This is a genomic window from Mesorhizobium sp. RCAM 05099, assembly GCF_059683685.1.
In genome coordinates this window covers 569,763-585,522 of sequence record NZ_CM185035.1, presented here as the reverse complement: position 1 = coordinate 585,522, position 15,760 = coordinate 569,763, and the positions used below count along the sequence as shown (strand labels likewise).

Genomic DNA, 15,760 nt, shown 5'->3' with positions numbered 1-15,760 from the left:
GTCACTCTCCCGCGGATGGCTGCGACAGCGCGGCGTTCATCACACCCGGCAGCGGCGATGAATCGCCGTCCTTCGCCGCCTTCAGCGCCAGGTGCACCAGCACGCCGAGATAGGCGATCAACAAGAACGCATAGAGAATGAGGTAGATGGCCAGCGTCAGCGCGACATGGCTGCCAGCCACCGGGCCGACGGCGTCGGCTGTCTTCAGCACGCCTGTCACCAGCCAGGGCTGGCGACCGATTTCGGTGGTGTACCATCCGGCCAGCGTCGCCAGCCAGCCCGACAGCCCCATCGGCACCATCAGCAAGGCGAGCGGCTTCGGCAGGCTATGCCGGCGCTTGAGGAAGAAGGCGGCGGACCAGGAGACAGCCAGCATCAGCAGGCCGGTGCCGACCATGATGCGAAAACCCCAGAACACCGGGAAGACCGGCGGATGATTGCCGGCATAGTCGTTCAGCCCCGGCACGACACCGTCGGTGCGGTGCCGCAGCACAAGGCTGGCACCGTCTGGAATGGCGATTTCGAACCTGTTCTCCCTGGCCGCCTCGTCCGGCAGGGCGAAGAGAACCAGCGGCACGTGGGGGCCGGTGTTCCAGTTGGCCTCCATGGCGGCGATCTTCTGCGGCTGGTGTTCCAGCGTGTTCAGCCCGTGCTGGTCGCCCGCGAAGATCTGGATCGGGATCAGGATCGCTGCGGTGAAGACGCCGGTGCGTAGCGCCTTCCACATCGATTCCGAACGGTCGCCCTTGAGGTAGCGCAGCGCCGACAGGCCGGCCATCAGGAAAGACACCGTCAGGCCGGAGGCCAAGAGCATGTGGACCAGCCGGTAGGGCATCGACGGGTTGAAGACGATCGCCCACCAGTCGACGGCGTGTGCCACGCCGTCGCGCATCTCGAAGCCGGCCGGCGTCTGCATCCAGGAATTCAGCGCGATGATCCAGAACGCCGAGACGGTGGTGCCGCCTGCCACCAGCACCGTCGCCAGCGTGTGGATGCGGTTGGAGACCCGGCGGAAGCCGAACAGCATGATGCCGAGAAAGGCCGCTTCGAGGAAGAAGGCGGTGAGGATCTCGTAGGCCAGCAGCGGCCCGGCGATGTTGCCGACCTTCTGCATGTAGCCCGGCCAGTTGGTGCCGAACTGGAAGCTCATGGTGACGCCGGTGACCACGCCCATGGCGAAGGACAGCGCAAACACCTTCACCCAGGTGAAATAGGCGCGCATCCAGGCGGAATCGCCGGTGGCGTTGTAGCGGAGCTTGAAGAACAGCAGCACCCAGCCAAGCGCAATGGTGATTGTCGGAAACAGGATGTGGAACGAAATATTCGCGCCGAACTGCATACGCGACAGGATGAGCGGGTCCATTGGCGGGCTCCAGCTGCTTCTTATGCCGGCAAGAATAGGGCCGTCGAGCCGGTCGGTCAAAGTGGCGTTCTGCCGCGAGGCTGAACGTCACAGGACAATCTTGCCGCTTGTATCAGGCGCATCCCGTTTTCTGTTCTGACGCAATTCCTTCGGGAAAGCGCGACGCGCCTTTCCCGGGAAAACTGTTTCACGGTTTTCCTGAAATTCTCTAAGCGCCAGTCTCCGGCACATCGCCGAGCGCATCGGCGAACTTGCGCATCAGCCGCACCAGTTCCTCGATGTCATGCGCGTCCCAGGTCTCGAAGATGGCGCGGCCGATCTTCTCGCGCGCCGCGTCGACGAGGCCGGTCATCGCTTCGCCTTTTGGGCTGATGGCGGCCTCGCGCACGCGCCGGTCGGCGGCACTGCCCTGCCGCCGCACCAGATCCAGGCTCTCGAGCTTGGCGACCTGGCGGCTGACGGTCGTGTAGTCGCGCCCGACGCGGTCGGCCAGTTCGACGACGCCGATCGGCCCGAAACGCTGGATGCCGACGAGCAGCGGGAACAGCGCCCGGTCGAGCGGAATACCGGCCGCCTTGATGAGCAATTCGTCGCGCTGCGGCCGGTTCATCAGGCCGACGATATCGAGCAGCGCCCCGTGAAGTTGCCGAAGCTGCGTGCCAATATGTGTATTTTGCACGTTTTTTGTTGACGGCATGCCGAAACTCCTCATATGTGCATTATACACATAGTATCGGAACCAAAAAGGAAAACCACCATGAAAGCCGCGATTGTCTCAAGCGCCGGGCAAACCCCTGTCTATGGCGACTTTCCGGAGCCGGTGCCGGCGGCGGGCGAAAACCGCGTCGCGGTCGCCGCCGCCGCCATCAGCCATGTCGTCAAAAGCCGCGCCTCGGGTGCTCACTACAGCTCTTCGGGCCATTTCCCCTTCATCGTCGGCATCGACGGTGTCGGCCGACTTGATGACGGCAAAAGGGTCTATTTCGTCTTGCCCAAGACGCCCCTCGGCAGCATGGCGGAACGAACAATCGTTCCCTCGGCGCATTGTGTGGCGCTGCCCGACGATCTCGACGACGTCACCGCGGCGGCGATCGCCAATCCCGGCATGTCGTCATGGGCGGCCTATACGGAACGGGCAAAACTCAAGGCAGGTGAAACCGTGCTGATCAATGGCGCCACCGGCACGGCGGGCCGTCTCGCCGTCCAGATCGCCCGGCATCTCGGAGCGATGAAGATCATTGCCACCGGCCGCAACGCGGCAGCACTCGATGCGGTCGCTGCACTTGGGGCGGATGTGACGATACCGCTGGTCGAGGACGAAGCGGTGCTGGAGAACAGCTTCAAGCGACAATTCAGCGAGGGCGTGGATGTCGTCATCGACTATCTCTGGGGCCACAGCGCCGAGCGTCTTCTCATCGCCGCCGCCAAGGCCGGCACTGAGGCCGTGCCGATCCGCTTTGTCCAGGTCGGCTCTGTCAGCGGGTCTGACATTGCACTGCCGAGCGCCGTGCTTCGATCGTCACCCATTACGCTGATGGGCAGCGGCATCGGCAGCATCCCACTCGATCGCATGATCGCCTGCATCGACGATTTGCTGCGCGCCACCGTGCCAGCCGGCCTCGAAATCGCGACCACATCCGTGCCGCTGGCGGATGTCGAACAGGCATGGGCCAAGGACGACAGCACACGGCGCACCGTGTTCACCATGGATGGGCGGCACGCCTGACTGGAGTCTATCTCTCCATCCTCATCCTGGGTCCCGGTGGCGGTCATATTCGCCACCGGCCGCAATGGCTGTGCAGGCGATGATTGTCGAGAACTGTCAGCAGCGGCATTGACTTCCGGTTGCATGCAACGACATTCGACCTATATCAGATCACCTCTTTCAGGCAGCCGTTTTCAGCCATGCCCTCCATCCTCTCCATTTCTGGGGTCTCCAAGACCTACGCAACCGGCTTCACGGCGCTCAAGGAAGTCAACCTCGACATCGAGCGCGGCGAGATCTTTGCGCTGCTCGGTCCCAATGGCGCCGGCAAGACGACGCTGATCTCGATCGTCTGCGGCATCGTCAACCGGTCGACGGGCACCGTCACGGTCGATGGCCACGACATCAGCAAGGACTACCGCGCCGCGCGCAGCCTGATCGGCCTGGTGCCGCAGGAACTGACCATTGACGCTTTCGAGACCGTCTGGGCGACGGTCAACTACAGCCGTGGCCTGTTCGGCAAGCCGGCTAACCATGCCTTTGTCGAGAAGGTGCTGCGCGATCTGTCGCTGTGGGACAAGAAGGACGCCAAGGCGATCACCCTGTCGGGCGGCATGAAGCGGCGGCTGATGATCGCCAAGGCGCTGTCGCACGAGCCGCGCATCCTGTTCCTCGACGAGCCGACGGCGGGCGTCGACGTGGAGCTGCGCCAGGACATGTGGGCGATGGTGCGGCGCCTGCGCGAGGACGGCGTCACCATCATCCTCACCACCCATTATATCGAAGAGGCCGAGGCAATGGCTGACCGCGTCGGCGTCATCAATCGCGGCGAGATCATCCTGGTAGAGAACAAGGCCGAACTGATGCGCAAGCTTGGCCGCAAGCGGCTGGTGCTGGAATTGCGCAGTCCGCTGACGGCCATTCCCGAGGCCTTCTCGCGCTACGCGCTGGAGCTGTCGCCTGACGGCGGGCAGCTGACCTACACCTACGACAATCAGGCCGAGCGGCCGGGCGTCGCCTCGCTGATCCGCGATCTGGAGGCTGGCGGTATCCAGTTCCGCGACATCGACACGCAAAACAGCTCGCTCGAGGAGATCTTCGTCAACCTGGTGAGGAAAGACGCATGAACCTGCGCGCGGTCTGGGCCATCTACCGGATGGAAATGGCGCGTGCCTTTCGCACCGTGCTGCAGAGCATCGTCTCGCCCGTCATCTCGACATCGCTGTATTTCGTCGTCTTCGGCTCGGCCATCGGCTCACGCATCACCGAGATCGACGGCATCAGCTACGGCGCCTTCATCGTGCCGGGATTGATCATGCTGTCACTGCTGACGCAGTCGATCTCCAACGCCTCCTTTGCCATCTATTTCCCGAAATTCGTCGGCTCGATCTACGAGTTGCTGTCGGCGCCGGTCTCCTATCTGGAGATCGTCATCGCCTATGTCGGCGGCGCGGCGACCAAGTCGATCATCCTCGGCCTGATCATCCTCGCCACCGCCTCGCTGTTCGTGCCGCTTTCGATCCAGCATCCGTTCTGGATGGTCGCCTTCCTGGTGCTGACGGCGGTGACCTTCAGCCTGTTCGGCTTCATCATCGGCATCTGGGCGAAGAGTTTCGAGCAGCTGCAGCTGGTTCCGCTGCTCATCATCACGCCGCTGACCTTCCTCGGCGGCAGTTTCTATTCGATTAACATGCTGCCCGGCATCTGGCGCACGGTGACGTTGTTCAATCCGGTCGTCTATCTGATCAGCGGCTTCCGCTGGAGCTTTTTTGGCAAGTCCGACGTCTCGGTCGGCATCAGCCTCGGCATGACCGTCGTCTTCCTGCTGGTCTGCATAGCGATCGTCGCCTGGATTTTCAGGACCGGCTACCGGCTGCGTAACTGACGCAGCTTCGCAAACCCCAGGTCGCGCGGAACCTCAAATAGCCTTGACCAGCCGCAGCAGTCCCAGCATCTCGACATATGTCCCCTTGCGGAAGGCGATATAGGTCGGCTCCTCGGTGCCGTGGAAGCGGCGCTTGAACGCCGCCTGGCCTTGCAGGTTGAACCTGCGGCGGTTGATCCATGGCGATTCGTAGGCGCGCTGGAAGGTGTTGCGCCAGAAATCGCTTTCGGCAAATCCGCTTGGTCGGATATCGAGCATCGGCGACAGGCCGAGCGTGACCACCGACATGCCTTGCTCGCGAAAACGGTCGACGGCGAATTTGGTCAGGCCGATCTCGGCATGCGGCGAGGCATTGATATGCTTGCGCTTGAAGGCCGTGGTGTAGCCGATGACCTTGCCGTCTCGAAACAACGGATCGAAGTCGAGCAGGGCGATGAGCTCGCCATCGGGACCGTGCAGCACGAAACGGCGCATGTCGATACCGAGCTGGTCGGCAAACGGGCGGTTGAGAAAGCCCATCTCCCAGCGTTTGACGATGCGGTCGCCGCGCCAGTTTTCGGAAAGCCGGGCGATCTCGTCGAGAAAGATCGTCCGCTTGTCCTCGTCGAACGAAAAACCCTTCTTCGACAGCCAGCGTTCGGAGTAACGCACGGTTTCGTTGCGCTTCCCGGAAAAATCATGGTCGGGCAAGCTGAGGCGGGTGTCGATGCCGAGCCGATTGACCTTGTAGCCGAGCCTGGCCAGCACGCACGCGGTCTCCTGGCCGATCTGCACGAACCATGGGCTGCCGGCGGCCTCGACGAAGCGCCTGATGTAATCGGGCCGATGGGCCGGAGCCGCCACCGGATCGCCGAGCGCGAAATGATGCTTCATCTTGGTGCCGAAGGCGATGTAGCCGTCGGCATCGCCGAAATAGGAAAGCTTGCCTTGCACCGCGGTGGAATAGGCGAGCGAGAAATCGCCATGGCGGCGGACCAGCGCCAGGCGCTCGACATGCGTCAGGTCCTGCCGCGGGACCTTGGGCGCGGCCCCCTCGAGAATTTTGTCGAAATAGATCCGCAAGGAGGGCATGGTCGAGATTCCGCGTACCGTCTGCAGCGCCGCGCGCCTTGTGGACACGCAAGACACGCCGTGGCGCTTTGATTTCGCCCGTGAACTCGAAAACCGACTGCGAGTTTCGAGTTCCCGCGCTGGTGACAAGAGATCCGCCAAGCCCCCGGACCTCGAATCAATCACATTGCCGCGACCTGATTACCGCCGATGTGGCGTATGTGCCATATAGGACGCAACCGCGGCCGGCGCACGGCTCGAGAATCGCTGGCGATTCGCGATAAGGATCATGCGCAATATCAGAACGACGCGGCGTGCCTTGCGCTTCCATGACCGAGGCGCGGCGCCGGAAGGATCGAATGAGGATTCGAGAGACAATGGCTGACACGACAATCAGACCGGTGGCGCGCCAGCCGGTGGCAGTCGAGCCGTCAATCGTCATTGGCGCCGGCGCCGCCGGACTGGCCGCTGCGCATGCGTTGATCAAGGCCGGCGTGCCGATCGCGATCCTGGAAAAGGAAAGCCGGCTGGCCGAGCCCGGCACCGGCGGCACCTCAACCTGCACCTCAACACCCATCGCGACCTCTCTTCGCTACCCGGCGTCAGCTTCCCCGCCGGCACGCCGGCCTTTCCGCCCCGCACCCTTGTCATCCGCCATCTCAATGAGTTCAGCGAGACGCACGGGCTGCCGGTGCAGTTCGGCGTCGCTGTCGAAGAGATCGCATTCAAGGGCGATCATTGGGCGGTGCAGACCAGCGCCGGACCGCGCCTGGCCCGCAATGTCGTCATCGCCACCGGGCGGGACAGGCAGCCCTTCGTTCCCGAATGGAAAGGAATGAAGGACTTCACCGGCCGGATCATCCATTCGGCGGATTTTGGCGAGGCGAAGGACTATGCCGGCAAAAAGGTGCTGGTCGTCGGCGCCGGCAATTCGGGCTTCGACGCGCTCAATCATCTGGCGACGGTGGACACGGCCGCGGTCTGGCTGTCGGCCCGCAACGGTCCTACCCTTCTGCCCAAACGGATCGGCAAGATCGCCGTGCACCGGCTCTCGCCGCTCATGGCGCGCTTGCCTGTGCGGCTCGCCGATGCGGTGATCGCGGCGACGCAGCGCCTGGCTTTCGGCGACCTGACCAAATTCGGCATGCCGCCCGCGCCGTCGGGCGGCGTCACGCGCCTGGCTTCGGACTACACGGCGATCGCTGCCGACGATGGCGCCGTCGACGCCATCAAGTCGGGCCGGATTGTCGTGGCGCCGGCAATACGGGAATTCACCCGCGATGGTGTGATCCTGGCCAATGGCAAACTGATCGCTCCCGACATCGTCATTGCCGCGACAGGCTACCGCACCGGGCTGGAGCCCATGGTCGGCAAGCTGGGTGTGCTCGACAGCAAGGGCTTTCCACTTTTCAACGGCGGCGAAAGCGATCCGAAATTGCCCGGCCTCTGGTTCACCGGCATGCGGCCAAGCATCCGCGGCTGCTTCGCCAATTCCGTCATCATGGCAAAAGCGATCGCCAAGCTGATTGCCGGTTCCGCTGGCGTCTCCCGCCAAGCCGGCGCTTCACGCTGATTTAGGTTCGAGGCGCCGGAAACCGGCGGTGCGCACCCCGGTCGATTCGGGAATCCGCTTGCGGCACAGGGATCGATGCACGCCCCAACAGCGTGGATTGACCTATTTATTGCCTTGTTATATAACATGTTATGATTTAACAGCGAGCGAGAGGATGATGGAAGACGTCCTGCGATCTCTTGGCTTCCTGTGCCTGGGCAGCAGGTTGAAGCGGATCGGCGAGCAATTGCAGGCCGATACGCAGCGTCTGCTCGATTGCCTGGACGTTCCGGTTCAATCCAGCCAGTACCCTCTCCTGGCCGCGCTCGACAGGCTGGGGCCGCTGCCCGTCGGCGAGCTGGCGCAATCTCTCGGCATCACCCAGCCAGGCGTGACGCGAAGCGTGTCGCTTCTGGCCGATCTGGGATTGGTCGAGGTCACGCAATCGGACGGCGACCAGCGGCGCAGGATGGTCTCCCTGACAAAGAGTGGTCAGAGCCTTGTCGATATTGCAAAGCGAGACGTCTGGCCGCGCATCGACAGAGCCGTCGCGGATTTGTGCCGGGACCTTTCAGGGCCGCTGCTTGATCAACTGGCCGCCATCGAGGACGGTTTGGCCGCAGCCCCGCTCGATCGTCGTGTAAAAATGAGCAAGGGCGCAGCGCAATGAGGCACGTGCTCGATCGTCCCGTCTGGAGCGCGCTGGACACGCACCATCAGGCCTTCGCGCAAGGGGACAAGCTCGCCAGGCGCTATCCGTCGTCGATCGTTCCCTTCGCGGCCACCTCCACGGACGAGGCGGAAAGCCTCCAGGCGCTCGCGAAGCTTGTTCCCCCAAACGAGAGCGTGATCATGCTTCAGGCGGACGCCATTGCTCTTCCTCTTGGGCTATCGGCGATCTCGACCGCCTTCGGCGTCCAGATGGTTGCCGAGGCGCCGTTGCGGACCGTGTCGGACGAGCGCGTGCAGCCCCTGACGCAAGACGATGCAGCCGAGATGCTGGCACTGGCGTTGCTCACCAGGCCCGGTCCGTTCACGCTCGGGGCATTGAGCCTTGGTGATTTCTGGGGCGTGAAGGTTGACGGCAGGCTGGTGGCGATGGCCGGCGAGCGCATGAAGCAGCCCGGCTATACCGAACTCAGCGGCGTGTGCTCGCATCCGGAGTTTCGCGGCGGCGGGCTGGGCCGGCTGCTGTCCCTGTTCGTGGCAAACCAGATCATGGCGCGCGGCGAGATCCCCTATCTTCACGCCTATGCCACGAACGCTGCTGCCATCAAATTATACGAGTCCATCGGCTTCCGATTGCGAAGCGCAATGAACGTTGCCGTGGTTCAGCGCGCGGGGTAGGGCCGCCGCCGGCTCATGGGTCATGCCGACTTCGGCTCGAGCCGGCGGAAACCGACGGCTTCCATCAGCATGTCCTCCTCGACCATGCCGGCATTGTGCAGGGCGAGCAGGTTAAGGGCGATCTCGCGGGCCTCGGCCGAATCGGGATGCGCTTCGCGCTGTCGGCAGGCCTCGTCGAAGACGCGCTGCAGCCTGGCGATCTCGCCAGGCTTGAGCAGGCCACGGTCATAGACGGACTTCGGCATGGTGGGTCTCCTGGTCATGACCTAGGGCGCCACGTGTAAATTGCCAATCTTTCCCGAGGCTTGAATGAGTTCGTGCAAAAAGGAGGGGACTTCGGTGATCCGAAGTCCCCCCTTCAGATTGAAAATTGAAAAAGGGTTCGTGTCAGACGGCGATCTTGCCGCCGCCCTGTTTGGTGATCGCAACGACCGCCGGCCGCACCGGCATGTCGGGCTTGAAGTCGGGCCAGCGGGTCGACAGGTCCTCATAGTAGGACGGGCGGCCGAACGCCTCCCAGTCCTCGCCGCCGTCACCCGGATGCTGGACCGCGACGAAGGCGGTCTGATCGTCAGGCGCAAACAGCGGGCCGCACATTTCGGCGCCGATCGGCACGCGGAAGAACAGTTTTGAGGTCGCCCGCGCCGCTCCTTCGGTGTCGACCGCCCACAGGCCGTCGGTGCGGCCGGTGGCTTTCGGACCCTGGCCGTCGGTGGCGACCCACAGCCGGCCGGCTGAATCGACCGCGCAATTGTCGGGCATGCCGAACCAGCCATTGGCCGTCGTCGCCGTCGAGAAGGTGGCGCCGACATCGGTCACTGCCGGATCGCCACATTTCAGCAGCACCTCCCACTTTCCCCTGGCGGCAGTGAAATCGCCGCCGTCCTCCGAGATCTCGATGATGTGACCGAAGGCGTTCGCGGCGCGCGGATTGGCGGCATCGACCTGGTCGGCCTTGCGCTTCGAATTGTTGGTCAGCATGACATAGACCTTGCCGTTGACGGCATTGGGCTGGATGTCTTCGGGGCGGTCCATCTTGGTGGCGCCGAGCAGGTCGGCCGCGCGGCGCGTCTCGATCAGCACGTCGGCCTGGCTGGCAAAACCGTTCTCGACGGTCAGCGGGCCTTGGCCGAAGACGATCGGCAGCCATTCCACCGAACCGTCCTCGGCGAATTTGGCGACATGCAGCGTGCCGTCGTCGAGCAGGTCCTTGTTGGCGGCGTGGTCGCTGGCATTGAACCGGCCGGTGGTGACGAACTTGTAGACATAGTCGAAGCGCTCGTCGTCGCCGAGATAGAAGACGACGCGGCCATCCCGGGCGACGATCGACTCGGCGCCCTCATGCTTGAAGCGACCCATCGCGGTGCGCTTCCTCGGCGTCGAGGTCGGATCGTTGACGTCGACCTCGACGATCCAGCCGAAGCGATTGGGCTCGTTCGGTTCCTTGGCGAGGTCGAAGCGGTCGTAATGCGCCGCCCATTCATAGGCGCCTTCGGGAATGCCGAGGCGCTTGTAGTTGGCGGCTTCCTTGTGGCCCTCGGGCAGTTCGCCGGAGAAATAGCCGTGGATGTTCTCCTCGGACATCACATAGGTGCCCCAGGGCGTGACGCCGCCGGCGCAATTGTTGATGGTGCCGAACACCTTGGTGCCGGACGGATCGGCATTGGTCTTGACGCGGTCATGGCCGGCGACCGGGCCGGAGAGCGCCATTTCGGTGTTGGCGGTGATGCGGCGGTTGAGCTTGCCGTCGCGCACCACCTGCCATTTGCCCGAAACCTTGCGGATCTCGACGATGGTGCCGCCATGGGCCGCCATCTCGACATCGACCTGCTCCTTGCTGAGCGGCGCCTGCTTGGCCTTGCCATCGGCGATGGTGACGAGGCCCGGGAACATCAGATGCGGGTTGGTGTATTCGTGGTTGACCACCAGCAGGCCGTGTTCGGCCGAGCCGTCGATCGGGATATAGCCGACATAGTCGTTGTTGTAGCCGAACTGTTTTGCCTGGGCCTGCGCCGACTGTTTCGTGGGATCGAATTCCGGCGAATCGGCAAACAGCGGATCGCCCCAGCGCAACAGCACATCGGCATCATAGCCCGGCGCGACATGGTGCGTGTCGTCGATGCCCGCCTCGAGTTCGTCGAACGAGAAGGCGGAGCCTTCGGCGGCACGGGCCTTGTCGGCGCTGACCAGCGCCAGCGGGCTGACGGTGGCGGCGATCGCCGAGACGGCCAGCGAACCCTTCAGGAAACCACGGCGCGAGAATCGCGCGGCGATGATCTCGCCCATGGTGCGGTTGTCGGTGGCGTTGCTGGCCGGTCCTTCGTTTTCCTCGAGCCGGCTGGTGGCGAATCGGGTGTCGGGGGAGCGATGATCAGTCATGGGGCTGGCCTCTGGCTATTGGAGTGGCTGGAGCGGGATACGAGTTTGACCGATATAGCCAGCCGATCACATTTTCGTGACACCGGTCGCCACTTTCAACCGCCCACCGCGATCCGCGATCCGCCGTTCGGGCAAGAGGTCTGCTTGACGCGCCCGCGCGCTTCGGAAACAAGGTCTGCGACACACGCGGCGCGCGCCGCTTCGAGAGGGGACAGGGCGTGAGTTTTTCGGGGTTGCTGCAGCTCGGCTTTTCGACGGTGATCTTCCTGCTGGCGGCGACCGCCGCCAAGCAATGGGGACTGGCGCCAAGCCTGGGCAAGATCCTGCTGACGCTCGCGCTCTATTCGCTGGGCAACCTGATCATGCTGAGGCTGATCCGCGAGTTCGGCATGTCGGTGTCGTTCAGCCTCTCGGCCGTCATCCAGCTGGTCTCGGTGAACGTCGTGGCGCTGGTGTTCTTCGGCGAGCGCGTCAACGTGCTGCAGGCAACCGGCATCGTGCTGGCGGTCGCCGCCGTGGCGCTGATCACGCTCGGGCCCTATCTGCAAGCGCGATTGTAACGGCGAATAGCTGATGAAGAACGCCGCGAACGCTCTGCTCAACCGGCTCGAATTCCCCGTGCTGCTGGCCGGCCTGGTCATCGCCGGCGGCCTGTGGGGATTCGAGGAATTGATGGAGGTGGCGCGGGCCACCACGCCGCACGCCTTCGACACCGAAATCCTGCTTGCCTTCCGTCAGGCCGGTCAGCCGGGTGTCCCGATCGGTGCTCCATGGCTGGAGGGCGCGATGCGCGACATCACCAGCCTCGGCAGCGTCAGCGTGCTTGTGCTGATCACGGCGGCGACAATCATCTACCTGCTGTTGATCCGCCGCCCGGCAACGGCGTTTCTCATCTTCGTAGCGGTGGCCGGCGGCCAGGCGCTGTCGAGCCTGCTGAAGGTCGGCGTCGACCGGCCACGGCCCGAACTCGTCTCGCATCTGGTCACCGAGACCTCGCTGTCCTTTCCGAGCGGCCACGCCATGCTGTCGGCGGTGACCTATCTGACGCTCGGCTCGCTGGCGGCTCGCTTCCTGCCGGGCCGGACCACCAAGGTCTACGTGTTGTCGCTGGCGGTACTGACGACGCTGCTGGTCGGCATCAGTCGCATCTATCTCGGTGTCCACTGGCCGTCGGATGTGCTGGCCGGCTGGTGCGCTGGCTTCGTCTGGGCGATGCTGTGCTGGTTGGTGGCGCGGCTTCTGCAGCGACGCAAGGTGGTGGACGACGACGCCTGACCGGCAAGCTCGGCGTCAGATCATCCTGTTGATGACATGCCCGCAACCTGCCAGCAGCAAGATTATCGACACCGCGCATGCCGGCGTCATGAAAGCCTTCAGGATTCTCAACGGCTTATCCCTTCGATTTGTCGATGAAACGGGATCGCCGTCGAGTTCACGCGCCAACGACGACAATGCGACAGGCTAGCATGACAGCCGCACGCACCGCCATCTCGTCACAGCGTCATTGACAGTGGCGGGCAATCACCTGGAAATTGCGCCGAATGGATCAGCTGGCCCGCCTCGATTGGGTCGAAAGCTATTCGTGCGCACCGCGCGCAACTTCTTGGCTAACTTCCAAGCAAGCGGTGTACAGCGTCAGACATGCTTCCTTAAATCGCCGCCTCGATCGGCTCGGCAAGCTTCGGGTTGGAGCGCGCGGCGATCAGGCAGCCGGCGACGATCAGGCATGCTCCCGCCAGCGTGGTCCAGGCGGCCTGCTCGTCGAAGAAGAACCAGCCAAGCGCGATCGCCCAGATGAAGGCCGAGTATTCCGTCGGGATCAGATATTGCGCTTCGGCGCGCGCATAGGACCAGCTCATCAGGAATTGCCCAGCTAGCGACAGCACCGTCACTCCGGCCAGCGGCAGCCAGAGATTAGCCGGCAAAGCGACGGCGAGCCAGGGTGCGGCGAGACCCATTATGATGGCGACGCAAAGGTTCTGGAACAGCATGATCTCGACCGGCTTTGCCAGCTGCGCCTGTTGCCGGGCGAGGATCAGATTGTAGCCGTAGAACACCGTCGAGACGAGCACCGCCGCCGTGCCAAGCAGGGCATCCTGCGAATAGCTGGCCTGGCCGAACTGGCCGGCCAGGATGATGACGACGCCAGCGATACCGGCCAGCGATGCCCAGATCGCCTGCCGCCGGATACGTTCGCCCAACAGAAGTGCGGCGAGGAAGAGCGCGAACAAGGGCGCGACGAAGCTGAGCCCGATCGCCACCGCCAGCGGCAGCCTGGCGAGACCCCAGAAGAAGCAAATGAGAACCATGGCGACAATCGCGGCGCGCAGCGCATGCAGCCTCAGCACCGCAAGGGTTGGCTTCGAGCGTGGCCCCGCCGACCAGGCGGCGCCCGCGACGACAGTCGCGACCATGCTGCGCCACAGCACCGTGTTGTAGACGCCGACAGCGATAACCAGGGTCTTCATCGCCGCATCCATCCCCGACAGCAGGCAGATCGCCAGCGCGCAGACCAGCACCGGGATCATCGGGGAAACGGCGCCGCTCAGGCTGGATGTCTTCACGGCTACACTCATGGTGCAGCCGGATATCCCAGGGCGAAGGGCAGGACCAGATGGCAGTCCCGTCGATATGGAGGTCCAATGCCGATTGGGCGACGCCTTGCGAGAGTCTCGTGGGCCGATCCGGAGGCATCGCACGCATTCTCAGTCGAGCTTCAGCGCCGCCACTTCGCCCTCGTTCATCAACGGCACATAGAGGATCGACTTGCCGTCGGTGCCGATGTCGGCGCTGCCCGGCTTGAAATGCGCCACCGCTTCCGGCGCGCCGCCCGCATGATAGCGGTAGAGCGTCCCGGTCATGTAGGCGGTCGCATAGATGCTGTCGCGAAGAGCGACGACGCCATCGAGATCGGCGAATTTCTGCGCTCCGGGCAATGGCGAAACCACCTTGCTGGCGAGATCGACCGACAGCAGCCCGCCCGGCTCGGCGGTGCTGAAGTCGGGCCTGATGCCCTCGCCCCAGGACGCGACGATCAGCCGGTCGCCATCGGCGAAAACGCCATTGGGCGAAGCCAGCACCGCGTCCTTGACGAACAGCTCCGGCCGGGCACCGTCGATGCGGTAGATGGCGTCGGCCAGCATGTCGGTGACATAGACCTTGCCGGATTGGTCGGATGTCATGTCGTTGAGGAAGACGGCATCCGGCACCGCGATGCTGGCGACGAGCTTGCCGCTGGCCAGATCGACGACGCGAACCTTGGTGATGTCGGCGACATAGAGCTTGCCGGCCGATATCGCCATGCCCTTGGGCGCATCCATGCCGTCGGTCCAGTGCCCGGTGACCGTCTTGCCGTCCAGGGACAGCACCGACAGATAGCCGTTTCCGTCGGCTTCGCCGGGATTGCCGACGATGTTGGAGACGATGATGCGCTTGTTGGCTGCGTCGAACAGCGCCGATTCCGGTTGTTCGAAGCCGGTGGCCCGCCAGAGCTCGCCGGCCTGGGCGACTGGCGCCGTGGCCATGCCGAAGATGACGAGAAACGCCGAGGTGATGAAGCTGTTCATGGCTGGTCTCCTGTGATGACGGCGGAGAGCTATGATTTTCGATACTTTTGCGAAAGCCTCATTACTACTAGTATCAAAAGTCGATACGAAACTGCCGGCAAGAGGTGCATCCCATGAACGGCCTGATCTTCGAGGCACTGAAACGGACGCTGAAGGCGAAGGGCGTCACCTATCGCGAACTTGCCGAACGCATGGGCCTTTCCGAGCCGACGGTGAAGCGCATTTTCCACGAGCGCAACTGCAAGCTCGACCGGCTGATGGAAATCTGCGCCGCCGCCGGCGTCGAGCTGGAAAACGTGCTCGGCTCGATGAACCGGGGGCCGGGACCGGTCAACCACATCGCGCCGGAGATCGAGCGCAAGCTGGCCGGCCGACCGGCGCTGCTGTTCGTCTTCGTCATGTTGTCGGAAAAATTCACGCCCGAGGGCATCATGCGCTCGCACGCCCTGAGCGAGGCTTCGATGTTCCTCTATCTGCGCGACCTGGAGGAACTGGGTCTGGTCGCGCTCGGCCGTGGGTTGTCGGCAAGATTGCTGGTCGAGACGCCGATCCAGTGGAATTTCGAAGGGCCGCTGAGGCCGCTGTTCGAGATGACCAACAAGAACTTCGTCGGCTGGGCCATCACCCATATCGACAGGGAGGCGACCTTCGTCAGCTTCAGCAGGCGGATGCGGCCGGAAACGGCGGAGATGGTGCGCCGCGAGGCCGAGGATCTGGCCGATCGCGCCAAACTGCTGGCCCATCACGACCAGCACACCACGCCGGAGGACGGGCTCACCGGTTACAAATGGACGTTCGCGTTTGGCGCAACGCCGTTCGAGGCGATCATGCCGATCGGCCTCCATCCGCGCGACGCCGGCGCGACAGCAAACGAGCGGACCGCCAAGGCACGGAGACCCATGCCGGCATAGTT

At 63.7% G+C, this 15,760-nt stretch carries 16 protein-coding genes and 1 pseudogene; 10 read left to right on the top strand and 7 right to left on the bottom strand.

Annotated features, from left to right (window positions below):
* Position 1 precedes the first annotated feature (1 nt).
* Positions 2 to 1,363 (bottom strand): cytochrome ubiquinol oxidase subunit I, encoded by a 1,362-nt coding sequence (locus AC56QQ_RS02845; protein WP_497125477.1) that lies wholly within the window; start codon positions 1,361 to 1,363, stop codon positions 2 to 4.
* Positions 1,364 to 1,571: 208 nt separating this feature from the next.
* The gene (locus tag AC56QQ_RS02840; RefSeq protein WP_497125476.1) at positions 1,572 to 2,060 is read right to left on the bottom strand and encodes a MarR family winged helix-turn-helix transcriptional regulator; all 489 of its coding nucleotides are present in this window, start codon (positions 2,058 to 2,060) and stop codon (positions 1,572 to 1,574) included.
* A 60-nt stretch (positions 2,061 to 2,120) separates the two neighbouring features.
* On the opposite strand from AC56QQ_RS02840, the gene AC56QQ_RS02835 reads away from it, so the two are divergent.
* From AC56QQ_RS02835 to AC56QQ_RS02825, 3 genes are all read left to right on the top strand, one after another.
* Positions 2,121 to 3,089, top strand: a complete 969-nt coding sequence (locus tag AC56QQ_RS02835) for a quinone oxidoreductase family protein (protein ID WP_497125475.1) — start codon at positions 2,121 to 2,123, stop codon at positions 3,087 to 3,089.
* Between the two features lie 179 nt (positions 3,090 to 3,268).
* Positions 3,269 to 4,195, top strand: a complete 927-nt coding sequence (locus AC56QQ_RS02830) for an ABC transporter ATP-binding protein (protein ID WP_497125474.1) — start codon at positions 3,269 to 3,271, stop codon at positions 4,193 to 4,195.
* Positions 4,192 to 4,953 (top strand): ABC transporter permease, encoded by a 762-nt coding sequence (locus AC56QQ_RS02825; protein WP_269904499.1) that lies wholly within the window; start codon positions 4,192 to 4,194, stop codon positions 4,951 to 4,953. The genes AC56QQ_RS02830 and AC56QQ_RS02825 overlap by 4 nt, the downstream gene beginning before the upstream one ends.
* Positions 4,954 to 4,986: 33 nt before the next feature.
* Here the strand turns inward: AC56QQ_RS02825 and AC56QQ_RS02820 are convergent, their stop codons facing one another.
* Positions 4,987 to 6,024, bottom strand: a complete 1,038-nt coding sequence (locus tag AC56QQ_RS02820; protein WP_497128866.1) for a phosphatidylglycerol lysyltransferase domain-containing protein — start codon at positions 6,022 to 6,024, stop codon at positions 4,987 to 4,989.
* A 308-nt stretch (positions 6,025 to 6,332) separates the two neighbouring features.
* Between AC56QQ_RS02820 and AC56QQ_RS02815 the strand changes: the two are divergent.
* From AC56QQ_RS02815 to AC56QQ_RS02800, 4 genes and pseudogenes are all read left to right on the top strand, one after another.
* A pseudogene (locus AC56QQ_RS02815) lies at positions 6,333 to 6,575 on the top strand (NAD(P)-binding protein); the annotation flags it as partial.
* Positions 6,563 to 7,576, top strand: coding sequence for a flavin-containing monooxygenase (locus tag AC56QQ_RS02810; protein ID WP_497128864.1), 1,014 nt, complete (start codon positions 6,563 to 6,565; stop codon positions 7,574 to 7,576). The pseudogene AC56QQ_RS02815 and the gene AC56QQ_RS02810, both read left to right, overlap by 13 nt.
* A 157-nt stretch (positions 7,577 to 7,733) precedes the next feature.
* Positions 7,734 to 8,225, top strand: a complete 492-nt coding sequence (locus AC56QQ_RS02805) for a MarR family winged helix-turn-helix transcriptional regulator (RefSeq protein ID WP_497125473.1) — start codon at positions 7,734 to 7,736, stop codon at positions 8,223 to 8,225.
* The gene (locus AC56QQ_RS02800; RefSeq protein ID WP_497125472.1) at positions 8,222 to 8,902 is read left to right on the top strand and encodes a GNAT family N-acetyltransferase; all 681 of its coding nucleotides are present in this window, start codon (positions 8,222 to 8,224) and stop codon (positions 8,900 to 8,902) included. The genes AC56QQ_RS02805 and AC56QQ_RS02800 overlap by 4 nt, the downstream gene beginning before the upstream one ends.
* 20 nt (positions 8,903 to 8,922) lie before the next feature.
* On the opposite strand, the gene AC56QQ_RS02795 is transcribed toward AC56QQ_RS02800, so the two are convergent.
* Both AC56QQ_RS02795 and AC56QQ_RS02790 read right to left on the bottom strand, forming a co-directional pair.
* Positions 8,923 to 9,147: a hypothetical protein gene (locus AC56QQ_RS02795; RefSeq protein ID WP_091575851.1), complete on the bottom strand. Its 225-nt coding sequence runs from the start codon at positions 9,145 to 9,147 to the stop codon at positions 8,923 to 8,925.
* Positions 9,148 to 9,289: 142 nt separating this feature from the next.
* Positions 9,290 to 11,281: a PhoX family protein gene (locus AC56QQ_RS02790; RefSeq protein ID WP_497125471.1), complete on the bottom strand. Its 1,992-nt coding sequence runs from the start codon at positions 11,279 to 11,281 to the stop codon at positions 9,290 to 9,292.
* Between the two features lie 218 nt (positions 11,282 to 11,499).
* On the opposite strand from AC56QQ_RS02790, the gene AC56QQ_RS02785 reads away from it, so the two are divergent.
* Both AC56QQ_RS02785 and AC56QQ_RS02780 read left to right on the top strand, forming a co-directional pair.
* The gene (locus AC56QQ_RS02785) at positions 11,500 to 11,841 is read left to right on the top strand and encodes a hypothetical protein (protein ID WP_091576210.1); all 342 of its coding nucleotides are present in this window, start codon (positions 11,500 to 11,502) and stop codon (positions 11,839 to 11,841) included.
* 13 nt (positions 11,842 to 11,854) lie between these two features.
* Positions 11,855 to 12,556 carry a phosphatase PAP2 family protein gene (locus AC56QQ_RS02780; RefSeq protein ID WP_497125470.1) on the top strand — a complete coding sequence of 234 codons (702 nt, stop codon included), beginning with the start codon at positions 11,855 to 11,857 and terminating at the stop codon, positions 12,554 to 12,556.
* Between the two features lie 374 nt (positions 12,557 to 12,930).
* Here AC56QQ_RS02780 and AC56QQ_RS02775 read toward each other — a convergent pair whose 3' ends face one another.
* Both AC56QQ_RS02775 and AC56QQ_RS02770 read right to left on the bottom strand, forming a co-directional pair.
* Positions 12,931 to 13,857: a DMT family transporter gene (locus tag AC56QQ_RS02775; RefSeq protein ID WP_497125469.1), complete on the bottom strand. Its 927-nt coding sequence runs from the start codon at positions 13,855 to 13,857 to the stop codon at positions 12,931 to 12,933.
* A 129-nt stretch (positions 13,858 to 13,986) separates the two neighbouring features.
* Positions 13,987 to 14,847 carry an SMP-30/gluconolactonase/LRE family protein gene (locus tag AC56QQ_RS02770; RefSeq protein WP_497125468.1) on the bottom strand — a complete coding sequence of 287 codons (861 nt, stop codon included), beginning with the start codon at positions 14,845 to 14,847 and terminating at the stop codon, positions 13,987 to 13,989.
* A gap of 113 nt (positions 14,848 to 14,960) precedes the next feature.
* On the opposite strand from AC56QQ_RS02770, the gene AC56QQ_RS02765 reads away from it, so the two are divergent.
* Positions 14,961 to 15,758: a helix-turn-helix domain-containing protein gene (locus AC56QQ_RS02765; RefSeq protein ID WP_497125467.1), complete on the top strand. Its 798-nt coding sequence runs from the start codon at positions 14,961 to 14,963 to the stop codon at positions 15,756 to 15,758.
* The last annotated feature ends 2 nt before the right edge of the window (positions 15,759 to 15,760 follow it).